The organism is Solwaraspora sp. WMMB335, from assembly GCF_049179075.1.
In the GTDB taxonomy this organism is placed as follows: Bacteria; Actinomycetota; Actinomycetes; order Mycobacteriales; family Micromonosporaceae; genus Micromonospora_E.
Genome location: NZ_JBMHMF010000001.1, coordinates 2,953,822 through 2,971,573 on the forward strand (window position 1 = coordinate 2,953,822; position 17,752 = coordinate 2,971,573).

Sequence of the window (17,752 nt, forward strand, 5' to 3'; positions counted from 1 at the left end):
GTCGGCCCACGGGTCACGGATTCGCCGGCGCGCCGTCGGGCCGCTCGCGGTCCTGGCGCACCTCGTCGAGGATCTCGCGCATCTCACCGTCGCCGAGACTGTGCCGGTCGTGGTGCGCCTCGGCGAGCTCGTACAGGGTGGTCTGCACCCGGCCGACCGACGGGATGTCGGTCAGCACCGTCTGCCCGCGCTCACCGGCCGACTCGATGGTCAGCGTGCCGCAGCCCAACAGCCGTTCGCTGAAGCGCTGGTTCATCGAATGGTCGTTGACCCGGTTCAACGGAATGTCCCGCCGTTCCCGGGCGAACACGCCGTGCTGCAGCACCACCCGTTCATTGGTGAAGACGTAGTGTGTGGTACGCCACATCAAAAACGGCCAGAGGCTGAGCCACAGCGCCAGGATCAGGGCGGCCGCTGCGATCGCGTAGAGCGCGACGGTCCCACCCGTACCGGCCGGCAGGAAGACGAACCCGGCCACCACGGCAGCGATCGCCACCACCAGCACCGCTACCGGCCGTACCAGGGCCTTCCAGTGCGGATGCAGGTGCAACACGACGTGCTCGTCGTCGGTGAGCATGTCCTCGGGAAATGCCACGGCAACCTCCTCACCCGGCGCCGGGCGACCACGCCCGGCCGACGGCCCGCTGCGACCGCCGGGAAGACCGTAGCGGTTATCGGGCGCCGTGGCGGTCAACCGTGCGTACCGTTTCCCGGCGCGTCGCCGGGCCGTACGTGTACCACGTCCCCGGCGGCCACCGTCACCTCGCCGTTGGAAGTCCGCACCACCAGCCGGCCGTCGCCGTCGATCGTCCCGGCCACGCCCACGTGCCCGACACCGGACGGCAACGACACCCGCACCGTACGGCCGACCGTGACGCAGTGTCGCAGGTAGGCGTCTCGCAGCCCGGCCGGCACCGGATCGCCGCCAGCGGCGCGCCACCGCTGGTACCACTGTTCGACGCCACGGAGCAGGGCCCGCAGCAGCGGGTCACGGTCGGCAGCGGCGGCACCGGCCAGTTGCAGCGAGGTCACCGGCAGCCCGGCAGCCGCCGGTGGCAGTTCACCGGCGCGCAGCGTCACGTTGAGTCCCACGCCCACCACCACGGCGGTTCCGCCGTACCCGGCGCATGATGCCGCCTCGGCCAGGATTCCGGCACACTTGGCTTCCCCGATCAGCAGGTCGTTCGGCCACTTCAGGCCGACCGGCAACCCGGTGAGGTGAGCGACCGCGTCAGCCAACGCGACACCGACGAGCAGCGGCAGCCAGCCGAAGCGGGCCGCCGGCACGGCCGGCCAGTCGCGGGACGGCTGCGCCACGTCCGGACGCAGCAGCACGCTGACCGCCAGCCCGGCACGCGCCGGCGAGAGCCAGCTGCGTCCATGGCGACCACGACCCGCGGTTTGCCGCTCCGCCGTCACGACCAGCCCTTCGGCCGCCCCCGCCTGCGCTGCGGCCAGCACGTCGGCGTTGGTCGAGCCGGTTTGCGCCCGAACCTCCAGCGCGGTCCACAGCCCGCCGGGGACGACCAGCGCCCGCCGCAACGCCCGCTGGTCCAGCGGCGGGCGGTCCAGGTCGGTGTACGGCGAGCCAGCCATCCGCCCAGCCTACGGCCGATCACTCCCGGAGGTGCCTACGGCCGGTCACTCCCGGAGGTGCCTACGGCCGATCACTCCCGGAGGTGCCTACGGCGCCGGTCACTCCCGGAGGTACCGCCCGTCCGGCATCGGGACCACACCACGGAACGGTCTGCCGGTGACCGTCGTCCCGATCACCGGCACGACCGGCGTCGCCGGTGGTGGCAGCACGACCGTGGCCGATGGCGGTGGGCTCGGACGCTGCCCGGCCAGCCAGCCTGCCGGCTCGCCGGATCGCTGCCTCGGCACGGCGGTCAGCGGATGGCGGCCGACCACCGCCGCCCGCCGCCGCAGGCCACCGCGACCGGCCCGGCGCCGGCCGCGATGACGTCGCCGGCCCGGTCCTGCCCTGGTGTCCGGTCCCGCCGGGCAGGAGTGCGCGTCGACCACGGTCCACGCTCCGGCCACCGTCCACCCGTCCGCGCTGCCGCCGGTGTCGGCACCGTCGGCGGTCCGCCCCGGCCACAGTGTGCGCCACATGCCGGCCAGCACCGTCAGGCCGGAAACAAGCAGTGCGACTCCCAAAACGGTCACGGTGGTGGTAACGAACCGGGCAACCAGCAGGAAACGTCGCACGGCTCGCACAACTTCCGGCTGGCCGACAGCGACGACGAGCCGAACTGCCAGGTGGGCGGGGTCGCCGATACGATCCGCAGTGTGGGCGCGACGAGTGAACATTCCGAGACCGTGACCGAACCGAGCAGGACCGGACCGAGCAGGACCAGATCAGGCACGACCGGATCAGGCAGGACCGAACCAGGCACGACCGGACCGGCCGGGATCGGGCCCGACCTGCACAGCACGGCCGGCAAGCTGGCGGATCTGGAACGTCGGATGGACGAGGCGGTGCACGCCGGCTCCGCGCGCGCGGTGGACAAACAGCACGCGCGCGGCAAACGCACCGCCCGGGAACGGATCGCCATGCTGCTCGACGAGGGCTCGTTCGTCGAGCTCGACGAGTTGGCCCGGCACCGCTCGACCAGTTTCGGACTGGAGCGTACCCGGCCGTACGGCGACGGGGTGATCACCGGCTACGGCACGGTCGACGGACGCCAGGTGTGCGTCTTCGCCCAGGACTTCACCGTTTTCGGCGGCTCCCTCGGCGAGGTGTTCGGCGAGAAGATCGTCAAGGTGATGGACCTGGCGATGAAGATCGGCTGCCCGGTGGTCGGGATCAACGACTCCGGCGGCGCCCGGATCCAGGAGGGCGTGGTCAGCCTCGGCCGGTACGGGGAAATCTTTTTCCGCAACGTCCGCGCCTCCGGGGTCATCCCGCAGATCTCACTGGTGATGGGCCCCTGCGCCGGCGGCGCCGTCTACTCCCCGGCGGTCACCGACTTCACCGTCATGGTCGACCAGACCTCACACATGTTCATCACCGGCCCGGACGTGATCAAGACGGTCACCGGCGAGGACGTCGGGATGGAGGAGCTGGGTGGCGCCCGTACCCACAACGCCACCAGCGGCAACGCCCACTACCTGGCCACCGACGAGGACGACGCGGTCGACTACGTCAAGACGCTGCTGTCGTACCTGCCGAGCAACAACCTGGACGACCCGCCCGCCCTGCCGGCCGGCCCGCAACCGGAGGTCACCGACGCCGACCGTGAGCTGGACACCATCATCCCGGACTCGGCCAACCATCCGTACGACATGCACCGGGTCATCGAGCACGTCCTCGACGAGGCCGAGTTCCTGGAGGTCCAACCACTGTACGCGCAGAACATCGTGGTCGGCTTCGGCCGCGTCGAAGGCCGGCCGGTCGGCGTGGTCGCCAACCAGCCCATGCATTTCGCCGGCTGCCTCGACATCGGTGCCTCGGAGAAGGCTGCCCGGTTCGTGCGCACCTGCGACGCGTTCAACATCCCGGTGCTCACCTTCGTCGACGTACCGGGCTTCCTGCCCGGCACCGACCAGGAGTGGGACGGCATCATCCGCCGGGGCGCCAAGTTGATCTACGCTTACGCCGAGGCCACCGTACCGAAGGTCACCGTGATCACCCGCAAGGCGTACGGCGGCGCGTACGACGTGATGGGTTCCAAGCACCTCGGTGCCGATCTCAACTTCGCCTGGCCGACGGCGCAAATTGCCGTGATGGGGGCTCAAGGGGCGGTAAACATCCTCTACCGCGCCGAACTGGCCGCCGCCGACGATCCGGCCGCGGTCCGCGCGCAACGCGTCACCGAGTACGAGGAGCACCTCGCCAACCCGTACCTCGCGGCGGAACGTGGCTACGTCGACTCGGTCATCGCGCCGTCGCAGACCCGCGCTCAGGTGGCGCGCGGCCTACGGATGCTGCGCGGCAAGCGGGAAACGCTGCCACCGAAGAAGCACGGCAACATCCCGCTGTGACGGCGGGCGTCCGGGCATGGACGCGCCCCGTACCGCTTTCCTTTCGGCACGGGGCGCGCTGATTTATCTGACGGTCAGCGGGTGACGCTGGCGACGAACGACCGCCAGGCGGACGGCCCGAACGTGAGCACCGGCCCAGTCTCGTCCTTGCTGTCACGGACGTGCACGCGGCCCGGAAGGTTCTCCGCGACCTCGATGCAGGTGCCCGTGTCGCTCCTGGTGCTCTTGTGCCACCGTGCGCCGGTCAGGTCCATGTCTCTCCTACCTTCATCATCAATTCTTGCGACTGTGCGCACGGGAGAGCGTACGCGCGGACCGCCTCCCAGATGACCTCAAGGTCAGTAACCGCCTCGGGCGATTCGATCACTCGACCCTCAAGGTGGCCCTCCAGGTAGCCGATCGTGCGACCCTCGACGGCCGCCAGCACGAGCGGGCCGAGCAGTCCGACGTATGCGGGGGTGGCCAGTGGGACCACGTGGATCTGCACGTTGGTCCGGTCGCCCGCCTCCGCCAGGGCCTTGAGCTGGTCGCGCATCACCTCGCCGCCGCCGACGCAGCGCCGCAGCGACGACTCGTCGAGCACCACGGCCAGCCGGCACGGGCTCGCCGCGCGGGTGACAAGGTCCTGCCGGTCGAGGCGCGCGGCCAGCGTCGGGTCGAGCTCGCCGGGGCCGACGTTCAACGCCTGCAACAGTGCGCGGGCGTAGTCCTCGGTCTGCAGCAGCCCGGGGACGAGATTGGGCTGATAGATCCGGAGCAGCGTGGCCCGGTTCTCGTAGTCGATGAAGGGGCGGTACCAGGACGGCGCCCACTCGCCCCGGATGTGCTCGCGATAGAACGCGAGCAGCGTCGTGCCGAAGACCTTGTCGACGGCATGCAGATAGTCAGGCAACGCCGGCCGCTCACCGCGCTCGACCGCGCCGACGTGCGAGGTCGAGAAGTGCAGCTTGGTGCCCCATGCTTCTTGGGTAAGTCCGGCAGATTCACGCAACCGGCGCAGCTCGCCAATCAACCATTTGGATCCGCTCATGCCCCATCTTCACGGTCGGCGGCATGGTGTGTCCAGTAAGCACTGTCGCGGTCTGGCGGAGAAAGTCGAAGGATATTCAGAAATACGTTTCAATCGTTCGTCGGATTCGCTATTGCGGCTGGTGTGGCTGGCCGGCCGCGGACAGTCCGGCCGTGGGAAGCTCCAGCTCGGCCAGCCACGGGCCGGCGAGCAGCAGCGCCCCGACGATCAGCGCGGCGATGTTGACCAGGCCGAAGAATCCGACCCACATGAGTCCGGGCACCCGGGTCAGCCAGGCCAGCTGATCGGCGTCCGACTCCGGCGAACGGCCCCTGGCGCGCAGCCGCTGCAGCTCGCCGACCGGTCGGAGCCCGCCGATCAGCAGGAACCACACGCCGGTGTACGCGAACGCGGCCTGTACCTCCGGGCTGGCGAACCACGAGACCGCGAAGACCACGCCCCCGGTGACCAGGATGGACACGATCCCGAAGATGTTGCGGATCATCACCAGCATGGCGAACAGCAGCACCACGGCGATCCAGAGCAGCAGGGTGATCCGGTTGCCGCCGAGCAGCCAGGCACCGGCCAGCCCGACCAACGACGGGGCGACGTACCCCGCCAGCAGGGTGAGGATCATCCCCGGTCCGGTCGGCCGGCCCGCTGACAAGGTCAGTCCGGAGGTGTCCGAGTGCAGCCGGATGCCCTTGAGCTTGCGGCCGGTGAGCAGGGCGATCAGCGCGTGCCCGCCCTCGTGGGCGATGGTGATCGCGTTGCGCGCGATGCGCCACGGCAGCCGGGTGACCACGACGGCCAGCGCGACGGCCGCGGTGATGAGCACGAGCACCGGCGGTGGGTCCGGCTGCGCCCCGAACAGACGGTTCCAGAGGTCAGTCAGCCCGGTGATCGACACAGCTCGGGAGCCTACTCACCGTACGCACGGCAGGCCAACCGGCAGATCCGCAAGACTTGACGGTGTCTCTTTCGCCGTCGTGGTGCCGGCCCACCACCTGGTACGCCGCGACGGCCGCGACCGCTACGACGGCCACGGTGGCGAGGCCGACGAGCGCCAAGAGCACGGTCAGCAGGCCCACACTGGCAGTCAGCAGAGCCGCGTCGGCCACCGCCACCAACGTCCACAGCGCCAGGCTCGGCTTGACGACCCGTCCTCGGCTACTCACGTCGTACCTCCCGTTCGTCGTGCTGCGAGAGGTACCCAGAAGATCGTCGAGTCATGCCCCTGCGGTCACGGCGCGGGCTGGAACCGGTCCGCCATCAGCTCGAAGTGCCACAGGTCCTCTTCCCACCGCTGCGCCGTGGTCAGCCAATAGATCGAGTACGCCTGGTCCTCGGCGGTGACGAAACCACGATTGCGCACCTGCAGCCGGTTGCCCTGGTTGCTGGTGTAACGGAACTCCCAGTCGGCCGCCTTGAGGAAGTAGTCAACCGCTTCGATCCGCACCCGTTCGTAGTCGTTGTAGGTGCCCCGCCGGGCGCGTTCCTGGTTCTCCCAGTCCGCCACCGGATCCGGCCGGGGATCGTTGGTCTGGTCGATGATGATCAATCTGCCGAGCTGTGCGTTCTCCCGGAAGTAGACCCGAGGGCCTTCCCGGCTGACCGTCCAGCCGGCCGGTACCGGCACGGCGAAGCCGGTCGGGTCCTCGTGCAGACGCCAGCCGTCGGGTAGTGGACCGGGCTGGCCCGGATCGGGTTCCTCCTGCGCCGGAGGCGGTACGCCCGGCTCGCCGGCGGTCGGTGCCGACGACGCGGTCGGCTCGGAGGTCTGTTCCCCGTCGGATGATCCCGACGGCGTCGGGTCCGCCGGTGCCGACGAGGAGGATCCCGCCGGCCCAGTACCGTTCTGCTCACGCTGATCGCCCTGGTCGCCGCGGCTGACCAGCGCGATGGCGGTCGCCAGCACCAGCACGAGCACCACGACGACGCCGCCGAGTAGCCAGCCGCGCGGTGCGGACCGCACGGCGCGGGCGGCCCGGTCGTACAGCAACGCCGGTGTCGACCGGTTCTGCCGCACCGGCGGTGCGGCAGGCACGGCGGCCGCCGCAGCCACCGGTCGCGCCTGGACAGGCTCATCGTCGCCGGGCGGGGCCGGTGCCGTCTCGGGCGGGGCCGGTGCCGTCTCGGGCGCGCCGGCCACATCGTCGGATGCATGTGGCCCAGACGCCTCGGGCGCCGGTTCCGCGGCCATTCGTTCCGGCACGTCGTCGGATGTCGGAGTGCTCGCCGAAGGTGACTGCTCCGCGCCGGCGACGGTGTCAGCGGGGTCGGCGGGCGGGTCCGGCGTCGTCGCGGGTGCGGGTGCGGCGTCAGCCGGCGGGAGCACCGTGGTCTCACCGGCCGGCAGCACCGTGGTCTCACCCGCTGCCGAACCGCCGTGCGGGTCGACCACCCGGGTGGGGTCGGCGGGCGGTGCGCCGACGACCCGGCCGTACTTCGCCGGACCGGGCACCACCGGCAGAGCAGTGGGCAGCGAAGCGACCGGCGGCGCGGCGGCGTCGGGCGGCGGGACCGGTGGCCGGGTGGTGCCGCCGCGCGGGCCGGGCACGATCCCGGAGCGGGACTCGCCCGGGCGTACTTCCCGGGAGCCGAGCGTGCTGGGTCGGCGTACCCCATCGAGCAGTGAGCGCCCACGGCGCGGACCGCGACCGGCAGCCCGGGCCAGCAGCCGTTCCGCCTCGTCGGCCTTCATCCGGGTCAGCGGGTCCTTGCGCAGCAGGCCGGCGAGGACCGGCTTGAGCGGTCCGGCCCGCCTGGCCGGCGGAGGCGGTTCGGTCGCCAGCGCGGACAGCGTGGCGATCGCCGTCGGCCGGGCGTACGGCGATTGTCCTTCCACCGCCGCGTAGAGCGTCGCACCGAGTGACCACAGGTCGCCCTCCGGACCGGCGCTGCCGGTGCGGGCACGCTCGGGCGCGATGTACGCCGGCGAGCCGAGTACCAGACCGGTCCGGGTGACGTTGGGGTCGCCGGGCACGGTGGCGAGCCCGAAGTCGGTGAGCACCACCCGCCCGTCGTGGCCGAGCAGGACGTTGCCGGGCTTGACGTCCCGGTGCATCACGCCGGACAGGTGTGCCGACCGCAGTGCGCCGAGAACACCGAGTCCGATCTCGGCCGCCCGGGTGGACGGGACCGGACCGTCCTGCGCGAGCACGTCCTGCAGCGACCGCGACGGTACGTACTCCATGACGATCCACGGATCGCCGTCGGTGCGCAGCACGTCGAAGACCCGAACCACGTTGATGTGGTTGAGCCGGGCGATGGCCCGTGCCTCACGCAGCGACCGCTCCCGCATCTCGCGGCGTTCCTGGTTGGTCAGCCCCGGTGGCGGCACCAGCTCCTTGATCGCGACGTCGCGGTGGAGCACCTCGTCGCGGGCCTTCCAGACCCGGCCCATGCCGCCTTGACCGAGCGGCTCGACCAGCCGGTAACGGTCAGCGATCAGTTGCGGGGGCGCAGCGGACATCCAAATGACCGTACCCGGAAGACGTGAGTGTCACACGATCGGCACGCGGCCGTGTGAGCCGCGCGTCATATTGTACGGTCCGCCAACCCGCTCCCTGGCTCAGCACGCTTGCCGTCTTCCACATTCCGGCGTCGGCGTAGGCTCGGTGGTATGACGGAAGGCTGCGCAGATGGCGGCATGGTGGACGCTGACCGGGACTGGCGGATCACGAGCGGCGTCCCGAACGCCGAGGAGCTGGCCGCGTTGGTCGGCGCGGTGCTCATCCGTATCCGTCCGGTATCTGACACCGAGGATGGGTCGAGGGGTGACTCCCGGTGGGCCCGCGCCGCCCGCCCGACCACGCGGCCACTGCCGCCACCTGGGCCGGGTGCCTGGCGGTCCACCGCCCTGCCCGGCTGACCGACCCGCCAGTCAGCCCATGGGTCGACGCGTCGGCGGACGACCGGCCGTCCAGGGGCGTCGGTCGTGGCCGCCGACAACTACCCTCACCAACTGAAGCCGTACGGTGACAGGAAGGCTGTCGGATGGGGCTGCTCGACGAGGACCGCCACCTGCCGTCCTGGATCCGTGACTACGGTGCGCTTGACGTCGACGCCGCCGCACTGACGGAGTTCGCCGCCGCGCTGGCGGCGGAGACCGCCGACCACTACGCGGGCCACGTCGAGCGGGTGCGCGCCGACCTGCAGCCGCCCGACATCGACGCGGGCCAGTTCGGGCCGGCGGACTTCGTCGAGTTGGCCGGCTTCGTCGAGACACATCGCACGGCCGCCCGCGACACCACACACCTGCTGCACTTCCACGGCAACGCGGCCGGTGCGTTGGCGGATGCGGTGGCTATCGCGAGTGGGCGCTATCGCAGCACGGACGCCCTGGCGGCAGCCCGGCTGGACAACCGGCTCGACCGACCGGACCGGCCGGATGCATGAGCCGGGTGCCGTCGGCGGCGGGACCGACTGGCACCAGTTCGACACCGAAGCGATGTGGCGGATGCTGGAACACCACGACGTCGAGCGACAGTGGCGCCAGGTCGCCGGCTGGCAGCGTGCCTACGAACTCGCGGCAACCCACCTGACCCGACTCCGCCGGCACCGGGACCGGCTGGTGGTGATCTGGCCGCCGGCGGTCGGCACCGCCTCGGCCGCCCACATTGCCCGGTTGGACCAGCTGATCGGTAATGTGCAGCAGACGTACGAGGTAGCGACCGCCAACCAGGCCGCCACCCGCGCCGCGACCGCCGCGCTGTCCGCAGCCCGCAGCGCCCTGCGCCACCTGTACGCCGAGCACACCCGTCTGCGGCAGCAACAGGCGGAGCAGCTGCGGGCCGCCGCCGCGCCGGGTACCCGACCGATGCGTGAGCGGCAGATCGGCCCCTTGCCGGTCACCACCGCCGACCTGGCCGTCGTGGCGGAGCGGGCTCGATCGGTCATGCGGCAGCTCAGCGACACTCTGGTACAGGCTCAGGTGCGGATCCGGCAACCACCGACGTTCGCGGCCGGTGGCGCCGGCTCGACCGTGCCGGACCACGACATCGTCAGCCCGTTCGAACCCGGCAGGAGCACACCCGACATCGGATCCGGCTCCGCCATGGTCACGGCGGCGACAGCCGAAGTCCCGACCGGCCGGACCGCCGCCGGGGTGACCACCGGATCCGGCCGGCCGGTCGCGACCGGGACAACGGCCGCGATGGTGGCCGCCGGGGCAGCGGCGGCCGTCGGTGCGGCCAGGACGGCCGGTGCGGTCGGGCCGGTCGACGTACGCCGGCCGCTGGTGGTCCGCTCACCTGGTGACGTAGTGCCCACCGGCATGCCCGACGCGGGTACGACTCCCGCCGCCGCGAAATCGGGACCGGTGCCCGCACCGACGTCGGGACCCGTACCCGGATCGGCGTCGCCGAAGGGACCGGTCGGGGCACCGTCACCGGCGAGCCCGGCAAGGGTGAATCCGGTCGGTGCGGTGATCGCGCCGCCCGTCGGCCCGGTCGGATCATCCGGATCGTCCGGCGCCCAGCCCGCACCGTCACCACAGTCCGCACCGTCACCGCAGCCCGCACCGGTGCCGCAGCCGGGTGCGGCCACCGGCCGACCCGGCGGCGACCGCCATCCCACACACGTCGCCGGCCGGGAACCCGGCCCACGGTGGACGGTGCCTGCGGTGGTCCCCGGAGTCATCCGCCCCCGCGCCGGTCGCAGGCACGATCCGGGCCCGGTGATCGGGCCGCCCGGATGAGGCTCCGACGGTGCTGCCCGATCCTCGCGGCGGTCCTGCTGGGCTCGCTGATCACCGCCGCCGGACCAGGTCCGGCCAACGCGGCCCCGGCCGGGGCCGCCGCCTGGCCGGGACAGTGGCATCTGGAGTTCCTCCGCGTCGCGGCGGCCCATCGGATGTCGACCGGGACCGGGATCCGCATCGGCGTCGTCGACACCGGCGTCGCCGACCATCCCGATCTGCGACGCAATCTGCGGCAGCGGATCGATTTGGTCGCCGGCCGCTCCGGGGCGCCGGCCACCGAGCCGGCCGACGTCGACGGACACGGGACCGCCATGGCCGGTCTGATCGCCGCGCACGGGCGACCGGACGGCAGTGGGGTGCTGGGGCTCGCACCGGACGCGGCGGTGGTCTCCGTCCGGGACCGGTCCCTGTCCGGGGCCGCCTCAGCCGACGGGGTTGCGGCTGGCATAACGGCAGCCGTCGCCGCCGGTGTCGACGTCGTCAACGTATCGACGGCCACGGCCCCGTCCCCGGCGTTGGCCCGTGCCGTCGAGACCGCGATCGCGGCGGACGTCGTGGTCGTGGCCGCGGCCGGCAACCGACCGCGCGATCACGGCGTCGCGTTCCCGGCGTTCATCGACGGGGTCGTCGCGGTCGGTGCGATCGGACGCGACGGCAATCATCATCCGTTGTCGGTGACCGGGCCCGGCATCGTACTCACCGCGCCTGGCGAGCATCTGCGTACTACCGGGTCGGATGGCGGGTACCGCGAGGTCACGGGCACCTCGGCGGCAGCGGCGCTGGTCTCCGGAGCCGCCGCGCTCGTCCGGGCCCGCTTCCCCGAGTTGACCGCCCCGCAGGTCGTCGCCCGGCTCACCGCGACGGCTGTGGACCGGGGGCAGCCCGGCCGCGACGAGCAGTACGGGCACGGCGTACTCGATCTGGTTGCCGCGCTCAGCGACGGGCCGCCGGCACCGCCGCACGAGACCCCGGCTGCTGCGGCGGCGGTGGGCGCGGTAGCCGGCGGCGGCGCCGGGCCGCCCCGGCCCGACGGCTTCGTACTGGCCGGCACCGCGATCGCGGCGGCGCTGCTGGTCGCCGTGCCGGTGCTGGTGCTCCGGCGGCGACGGGGCCGGCGGTAGCCTGACCACCCGTGCATACCTCGCTGCGACCGCGTCTGGTGCTCGCCTCGGCGAGCCCGGCCCGGCACAAACTGTTGCAGGCCGCCGGCATCACGCCTGAGGTGCTGGTCAGCGGAGTCGACGAGGAGTCGGTGACGCTGGCGCGGGCGGACGAGCTGTGCCTGGCGCTGGCCCGGCTGAAGATGGCCGCCGTGGCCGATCGGCTCCGGGCGGCGTCCGGCCCGACCACCGGTCCGACCACCGGCCCGACCACCGGCCCGACCACCGGCCCGACCACCGGCCCGTCCGACGGCCCACCCGCCGGCTCCACCGGCGTCGACCCGCTGGTTCTCGGCTGCGACTCGGTGCTGTCCTTCGACGGGTCGGTGCTGGGCAAGCCCACGGATGCCGCGGACGCGGCGGCGCGCTGGCGGCGGATGCGGGGGCGCTCCGGGGTGCTGTACACCGGGCACGCGCTGGCCAGTCTGGCAACCGGCGGGCAGGCCACCGGCACGGCCGCGACCGTGGTGCATTTCGCCGACATCACCGATGCCGAACTCGCCGCCTACGTGGCGACCGGCGAGCCGTTGCACGTCGCCGGCGCCTTCACCATCGACGGGCTCGGTGGCCCGTTCCTGGAACGGATCGAGGGTGATCACGGTAACGTCGTCGGCCTGTCGTTGCCGCTGCTGCGCCGGTTGGTCGCCGAGCTCGGGTATTCGATCGTCGATCTGTGGGGTGCGGCCGACGCCGGGCGGTAGCCAGGTTAGCGTCAGCGCCATGACCACCAAGACCTTGCCGATGACGGACGAACTCCAGGCGTACGTCGTGGCCCACGGCACCCCGCCCGACGACGTCATCGGCGACCTCATCGAGGAAACCGCGACCGCCCTGCCGGACAGAGCGCAGATGCAGGTGGCGCCCGAACAGGCGGCGCTGCTGACGTTGCTGACCCGACTCGTCGGCGCCCGCCAGGCGGTCGAAGTAGGCACCTTCACCGGGCTGTCGGCCCTGTCCATCGCCCGTGGCCTGGCCGCCGGCGGCAAACTCGTCTGCCTGGACGTCTCGGCGGACTTCACCTCGGTGGCCCGCCGCTACTGGCAGCGGGCCGGCGTCGCGGACCGGATCGACCTACGGATCGGGCCGGCGGCCGATTCGCTGCGGGCGCTGCCGACCGAGCCGTATCTGGATCTCGCTTTCATCGACGCGGACAAGATCAGCTATCCGGTCTACTGGGGCGAGCTGGTGCCGCGCATGCGACCGGGCGGGCTGATCGTGGTGGACAACGTGCTGCGCCACGGCCGGGTCCTGTCTCCGCAGGGCGAGGAGGACGACGCGATGGTGGCCTTCAACCGCCAGGTCGCCGACGACGACCGGGTGGATGTGGTGATGTTGGCGATCGCCGATGGGCTCACCCTGGCCCGACGGCGCTGAGCGCGGGCCGGGCCCGCCGGCGGTAGCCTGGTGCGGCTGCCCTCTGTGCCGTTGCCGTGCGCAGAGGGCGGCCCGGTTCCGCGCTGACCGGACAGGTGCCGGTACCGCGCGGGAGCCGCACTATCGCACGCTGCGGGCGAAGGCGCGGGCTGCCCAGATCACGGCGAGGCTGGCCAGGACCAGCGTGATCAGCAGCCCCTGCCAGACGGCGTCGTCGCCGAGGTTGCCGGCGAACAGGGCCCGGGTGCCGTCCACCGCCCAGGAGAACGGATTCCACCGGGCGACCCGCTGCAACCACACCGGCGCGAAGCTCAACGGCAGCAGGATGCCGGAGAGCAGCAGCACCGGTTGCGCCACCGTGTTCATCAGCGGGGCCAGTGCGTCCTCGCTGCGCACCAGCAACGCCACGCCGTAGGAGACGGCCGAGGTCATCAGGGCGATCAGGGCGAGCAGCAGGTAGGCCAGCAGCAGGTTGCCGAGCACCACGGCGAGCCCGAACGGCACCGCCAGCACAGTGATGATCACCGCTTGGAACAGCAGCGACATCACGTCGCGCAGGCTGCGGCCGAGCAGCAGCGCGAGCCGGCTGATCGGAGTGACCCGGGACCGCTCGATCACGCCGGCCCGCAGCTCGGCGATCAGCCCGAAGCCCTGGAACAGGCCGCCGAAGAGGGCCAGCAGCACCAGCAGGCCGGGTACGAAAATGCGGTAGACCTCGGCGTTCGTCGTCGCGCCGAGCGGGGTGAGGGCCGGCTTGAGCAGCGGGGCGAACAGCAGCAGGTACATGACCGGTTGGAATACCCCGACGAACAGCCAGACGGGGTTACGCAGCAGGAGCAGTACCTGACGTTGGAAGATCAGCCAGGTGTCGCGGACGAACTTCATGATCTGTCTCCGATGCGGGGCCGGTGCGGCGGTCAGGACTCACGCAGCGAGCGGCCGGTCTTGGTGAGAAACACGTCGTCGAGGCTGGGCCGGTGCAGCTCGATCGAGTTGAGTTCGAGCCCGGCGCCGTCGAGGGTGCGCAGGATCTGCGGGATGGCGATGGCGCCGTCGGCGACGAACAGCCGCAGGCCGTTGTCGTCCGGGGCTTCCAGCTTGCTGACGTACGGCTGGGAAATGAGCAACTGCTCGGCGGCCGGTGCCTGGCCGGCCAGCAGGCCGACGGTGACCACCTCGCCGGCGATTTCCCGCTTGAGCGCGGCCGGGGTGCCCTCGACGACGATCTCGCCGTGGTCCATGATGGCGATCCGGTCGCACAGCGCGTCGGCCTCGTCGAGGTAGTGCGTGGTGATGAAGACGGTCATACCCTCGGCGCGCAGCCGGCGGATCTCGTCCCACATGTGGGCCCGGCTCTGCGGGTCGAGCCCGGTGGTCGGTTCGTCGAGGAAGACCACCCTCGGTTCGTGGATGACGCCCAGCGCGATCTCGACCCGTCGCCGTTGACCGCCGGAGTACGTCTTGCACTTGCGGTCGGCGTAGTCGGTCAGCTCGAACGCGGCGAGCGCGCGGGTCGCCCGCTGCTGTGCGTCGGCCTTGCCGATGCCGTACATCCGGGCGTGCATCACCAGCTCCTCGCGACCGGTGACCTCGTCCCAGGTGCTGCCGCCCTGCGCGACGTAGCCGATCCGCCGGCGTACCTCGCCGGGGTTGCGCCGCAGGTCGGCCCCGGCGATCACGGCCTCCCCGCCGTCCGGCTCGATGAGCGTGGCGAGCATCCGCAGGGTGGTGGTCTTACCGGCGCCGTTCGGGCCGAGGAAGCCGAAGATCTCGCCCTCCTCGACCAGCATGTCGACGCCCCGGACCGCGTCCACGGTCTTGGTCACGCGTCCCTGCCGGGAGCGGAACGACTTCCGCAGCCCGTTGGTCTCGATCATCCGTGGTGCGCTCCTGGCTTGCCGGGCCGGACGCCGCCGGCCGGATCCCCCGTGGGCACGCCAAGCTGGCGCCGGCCTGTCCACCCTGCGTCTGGCACGCTAATCTCCCGCGAGACGATTGGTCAATCTTGACTATTGACGGGTTGGCTATTGGCTGTCCGGCTCCGCGTCGAGATCAGCCTGCCACCCGGCCCAGGTTTCGTCGCCCGAATTGACCGCTGGCCGGTACGGGACACCGGCCGAGATCAACTCGGCGATCCGCTCACACCAGGCGATCTCCCCCTCCGTACGGACGATCGTCAACTCCAGCATCCACCCGACGTACGACGGTTTGCGGCGCAGCCAGCCGGCGGCGAGGTCGTCGCGGGCGGCGGCGTTGCCCGCGCGCAGCGCTGCGGCCCGACTGCGCAGCGCCGCCACCGCCTCCGCCCGTGGCAGTGCCGGCAGGAACGCGAACGCGCTGAGGAACGGGTCGGCCGGTGGCCGGCAGTCGCGCCAGTGCCGGCGCAGCAGTGTCTCGAACTCGTCGATCCCGGTCGCGGTGATCTCGTAGCTGGTCCGGGCCGGGCGGGCCCCGACCTGCGCGGTGCCGACCTGGCGCAGCAGCCCTTCGTCGGCGAGCTTGCGCAACGCGTGGTAAATCGATCCCGGCGCCACGTTCGCCCAGCTGTCCGCGCGCCAGCTCAGCAGTTCACGGCGCACGTCGTAGCCGTGCACCGGTTGCATCCATTTGACCAAACCGAGAATCATCATCCGGGTGGCAGACACCCCCGGCAGCCTAGTGTCCGGTGCTCAATCCCACAGTGAGCAGCGGTTTCAGCGATCGGCGGAGTCGATAGACTCCGGGACCGGGCCCGTGAGCAAAGGAGAACGCGGCGTGCGCAAGGTTCTCATCGCCAACCGGGGCGAGATCGCGGTCCGGGTGGTCCGTGCCTGCCGGGACGCGGGCCTGGCCAGCGTCGCGGTGTACGCCGACGCCGACCGCGAGGCGTTGCACGTCACGCTCGCCGACGAGGCGTACGCCCTGAGCGGGCAGACCGCCGCCGAGACGTACCTGCGCATCGACAAGCTGCTGGAGATAGCCGCGCGGGCCGGTGCCGACGCGGTCCACCCCGGCTACGGGTTCCTCTCCGAGAACGCCGACTTCGCCGCCGCCGTCATCGACGCCGGGCTGACCTGGATCGGGCCGAGCCCGCAGGCGATCCGCGACCTCGGGGACAAGGTCACCGCCCGGCACATCGCCCAGCGGGCCGGCGCACCGCTCGTTCCCGGCACCGCCGACCCGGTCGCCGGCCCCGACGAGGTGACCGCCTTCGCCCGCGAACACGGCCTGCCGGTGGCGATCAAGGCCGCGTTCGGCGGCGGCGGCCGAGGACTCAAAGTGGCCCGCACCATCGACGAGATCGCCGACCTGTTCGAGTCGGCCACCCGCGAAGCGGTGGCCGCGTTCGGCCGTGGCGAGTGCTTCGTCGAGCGCTACCTGGACCGGCCCCGGCACGTCGAGGCCCAGGTGCTCGCCGACCAGCAGGGCAACGTGGTCGTGGTCGGCACCCGGGACTGCTCGCTGCAACGCCGGCACCAGAAGTTGGTCGAGGAGGCACCGGCACCGTTCCTGACCCCGGCGCAACGGGTCACCATCCACGACTCCGCCAAGGCGATCTGCCGCGAGGCCGGCTATCACGGCGCCGGCACCGTCGAGTACCTGGTCGGCACCGACGGCACCATCTCCTTCCTGGAGGTCAACACCCGGCTGCAGGTCGAGCACCCGGTCACCGAGGAGACCGCCGGCATCGATCTGGTCCGTGAGCAGTTCCGGATCGCCGCCGGTGAGCGGCTGCGGTTCACCGACGACCCGACCCCGCGCGGGCACTCCATCGAGTTCCGAATCAACGGCGAGGATCCGGGCCGCAACTTCCTGCCCGCGCCCGGTGCCATCACCGCGCTGCGGCTGCCGTCCGGCCCGGGGGTACGGGTGGACACCGGCGTCACCGCCGGCGACGTCGTCAGCGGCAACTTCGACTCGCTGCTGGCCAAGCTGATCGTCACCGGCGAGACCCGCGCCGAAGCGTTGGAACGGGCCCGGCGGGCGCTGGACGAAATGGTGGTCGACGGGATGGCCACCGCCCTGCCCTTCCACCGTCTGGTGGTCCGGGATCCGGCGTTCACCAGCGAGCCGTTCGCCGTACACACCCGGTGGATCGAGACCGAGTTCGACAACACCGTGCCGGCGTTCACCGCGCCTGCGGCGGCCGACGGGCCCGAGGCCCGCGAGACCGTCGTGGTCGAGGTCGGCGGCAAGCGGCTGGAGGTCAGCTTCCCCGCCGGCTTCGGCGGTGGTACGCCGCCGGCGACGACCGCCGACCGCCGACCGGCCCGTCGCCGCGGTGGCGCCACCGCGGCGACGGCGGCCGGCGGTGACGCCCTGGTCTCGCCGATGCAGGGCACCATCATCAAGATCGCCGTGGCCGACGGCGACCAGGTAGCCGAGGGTGACCTGGTCGTGGTGCTGGAGGCGATGAAGATGGAACAGCCGATCAACGCCCCCAAGGCCGGTACGGTCAGCGGTCTGTCCGCCGAGGTCGGCGCCGTGGTCGGCGCCGGTGCCACGATCTGCTCGATCACCTGACCGGCCCGACCTGAT

The 17,752-nt window shown here is 71.7% G+C and carries 19 protein-coding genes; 8 read left to right on the forward strand and 11 right to left on the reverse strand.

Features of this window, described 5'->3' with window-relative positions; translation table 11 throughout:
• Positions 1-13 precede the first annotated feature (13 nt).
• From ACN27F_RS12635 to ACN27F_RS12645, 3 genes are all read right to left on the reverse strand, one after another.
• Positions 14-595 carry a PH domain-containing protein gene (locus tag ACN27F_RS12635; protein WP_421433525.1) on the reverse strand — a complete coding sequence of 194 codons (582 nt, stop codon included), beginning with the start codon at positions 593-595 and terminating at the stop codon, positions 14-16.
• 95 nt (positions 596-690) lie between these two features.
• A complete protein-coding gene (locus ACN27F_RS12640) occupies positions 691-1,596 on the reverse strand; it encodes a biotin--[acetyl-CoA-carboxylase] ligase (protein ID WP_421433527.1) in 906 nt (301 codons plus the stop codon).
• A 99-nt stretch (positions 1,597-1,695) separates the two neighbouring features.
• The gene (locus ACN27F_RS12645; RefSeq protein WP_421433529.1) at positions 1,696-2,160 is read right to left on the reverse strand and encodes a hypothetical protein; all 465 of its coding nucleotides are present in this window, start codon (positions 2,158-2,160) and stop codon (positions 1,696-1,698) included.
• A 309-nt stretch (positions 2,161-2,469) separates the two neighbouring features.
• Here ACN27F_RS12645 and ACN27F_RS12650 point away from each other — a divergent pair, with 309 nt between their 5' ends.
• Entirely contained in the window at positions 2,470-3,987 is a 1,518-nt protein-coding gene (locus tag ACN27F_RS12650; RefSeq protein ID WP_421433531.1) for an acyl-CoA carboxylase subunit beta, read from the forward strand.
• A 74-nt stretch (positions 3,988-4,061) separates the two neighbouring features.
• Here the strand turns inward: ACN27F_RS12650 and ACN27F_RS12655 are convergent, their stop codons facing one another.
• The 5 genes from ACN27F_RS12655 to ACN27F_RS12675 all read right to left on the reverse strand — a co-directional run bounded on the left by ACN27F_RS12655 (position 4,062) and on the right by ACN27F_RS12675 (position 8,471).
• Positions 4,062-4,241 (reverse strand): DUF397 domain-containing protein, encoded by a 180-nt coding sequence (locus tag ACN27F_RS12655; RefSeq protein ID WP_421433533.1) that lies wholly within the window; start codon positions 4,239-4,241, stop codon positions 4,062-4,064.
• Positions 4,232-5,017: a helix-turn-helix domain-containing protein gene (locus tag ACN27F_RS12660; protein ID WP_421433535.1), complete on the reverse strand. Its 786-nt coding sequence runs from the start codon at positions 5,015-5,017 to the stop codon at positions 4,232-4,234. The genes ACN27F_RS12655 and ACN27F_RS12660 overlap by 10 nt, the downstream gene beginning before the upstream one ends.
• A 109-nt stretch (positions 5,018-5,126) precedes the next feature.
• On the reverse strand, positions 5,127-5,906 hold the full coding sequence (locus ACN27F_RS12665; RefSeq protein ID WP_421433537.1) for a M50 family metallopeptidase: 780 nt from the start codon (positions 5,904-5,906) through the stop codon (positions 5,127-5,129).
• Positions 5,884-6,174: a hypothetical protein gene (locus tag ACN27F_RS12670; protein WP_421433539.1), complete on the reverse strand. Its 291-nt coding sequence runs from the start codon at positions 6,172-6,174 to the stop codon at positions 5,884-5,886. Before ACN27F_RS12670 ends, ACN27F_RS12665 begins: the two co-directional genes overlap by 23 nt.
• A gap of 65 nt (positions 6,175-6,239) precedes the next feature.
• On the reverse strand, positions 6,240-8,471 hold the full coding sequence (locus ACN27F_RS12675) for a serine/threonine-protein kinase (protein ID WP_421433541.1): 2,232 nt from the start codon (positions 8,469-8,471) through the stop codon (positions 6,240-6,242).
• Between the two features lie 150 nt (positions 8,472-8,621).
• Between ACN27F_RS12675 and ACN27F_RS12680 the strand changes: the two genes are divergently transcribed.
• The 6 genes from ACN27F_RS12680 (at position 8,622) to ACN27F_RS12705 (ending at position 13,234) form a co-directional block, all read left to right on the forward strand.
• Positions 8,622-8,870, forward strand: a complete 249-nt coding sequence (locus ACN27F_RS12680; RefSeq protein ID WP_421433543.1) for an acyl-CoA carboxylase epsilon subunit — start codon at positions 8,622-8,624, stop codon at positions 8,868-8,870.
• A 125-nt stretch (positions 8,871-8,995) separates the two neighbouring features.
• The gene (locus tag ACN27F_RS12685; protein WP_421433545.1) at positions 8,996-9,397 is read left to right on the forward strand and encodes a hypothetical protein; all 402 of its coding nucleotides are present in this window, start codon (positions 8,996-8,998) and stop codon (positions 9,395-9,397) included.
• Positions 9,390-10,697 (forward strand): hypothetical protein, encoded by a 1,308-nt coding sequence (locus ACN27F_RS12690; protein WP_421433546.1) that lies wholly within the window; start codon positions 9,390-9,392, stop codon positions 10,695-10,697. Before ACN27F_RS12685 ends, ACN27F_RS12690 begins: the two co-directional genes overlap by 8 nt.
• Positions 10,694-11,821 (forward strand): S8 family serine peptidase, encoded by a 1,128-nt coding sequence (locus ACN27F_RS12695; RefSeq protein WP_421433547.1) that lies wholly within the window; start codon positions 10,694-10,696, stop codon positions 11,819-11,821. The genes ACN27F_RS12690 and ACN27F_RS12695 overlap by 4 nt, the downstream gene beginning before the upstream one ends.
• An 11-nt stretch (positions 11,822-11,832) precedes the next feature.
• Complete coding sequence (locus ACN27F_RS12700; RefSeq protein WP_421433549.1) at positions 11,833-12,561, forward strand: Maf family protein; 729 nt, start codon at positions 11,833-11,835, stop codon at positions 12,559-12,561.
• A 19-nt stretch (positions 12,562-12,580) separates the two neighbouring features.
• Positions 12,581-13,234: an O-methyltransferase gene (locus tag ACN27F_RS12705; protein WP_421433550.1), complete on the forward strand. Its 654-nt coding sequence runs from the start codon at positions 12,581-12,583 to the stop codon at positions 13,232-13,234.
• Between the two features lie 120 nt (positions 13,235-13,354).
• Here the strand turns inward: ACN27F_RS12705 and ACN27F_RS12710 are convergent, their stop codons facing one another.
• The 3 genes from ACN27F_RS12710 to ACN27F_RS12720 all read right to left on the reverse strand — a co-directional run bounded on the left by ACN27F_RS12710 (position 13,355) and on the right by ACN27F_RS12720 (position 15,879).
• On the reverse strand, positions 13,355-14,119 hold the full coding sequence (locus tag ACN27F_RS12710; RefSeq protein ID WP_421433552.1) for an ABC transporter permease: 765 nt from the start codon (positions 14,117-14,119) through the stop codon (positions 13,355-13,357).
• A gap of 32 nt (positions 14,120-14,151) precedes the next feature.
• The gene (locus ACN27F_RS12715) at positions 14,152-15,111 is read right to left on the reverse strand and encodes an ATP-binding cassette domain-containing protein (RefSeq protein ID WP_421433553.1); all 960 of its coding nucleotides are present in this window, start codon (positions 15,109-15,111) and stop codon (positions 14,152-14,154) included.
• A gap of 147 nt (positions 15,112-15,258) precedes the next feature.
• Positions 15,259-15,879 carry a PadR family transcriptional regulator gene (locus ACN27F_RS12720; RefSeq protein ID WP_421433554.1) on the reverse strand — a complete coding sequence of 207 codons (621 nt, stop codon included), beginning with the start codon at positions 15,877-15,879 and terminating at the stop codon, positions 15,259-15,261.
• 109 nt (positions 15,880-15,988) lie between these two features.
• Here ACN27F_RS12720 and ACN27F_RS12725 point away from each other — a divergent pair, with 109 nt between their 5' ends.
• Complete coding sequence (locus ACN27F_RS12725; RefSeq protein ID WP_421433555.1) at positions 15,989-17,737, forward strand: acetyl/propionyl/methylcrotonyl-CoA carboxylase subunit alpha; 1,749 nt, start codon at positions 15,989-15,991, stop codon at positions 17,735-17,737.
• Positions 17,738-17,752 lie beyond the last annotated feature (15 nt).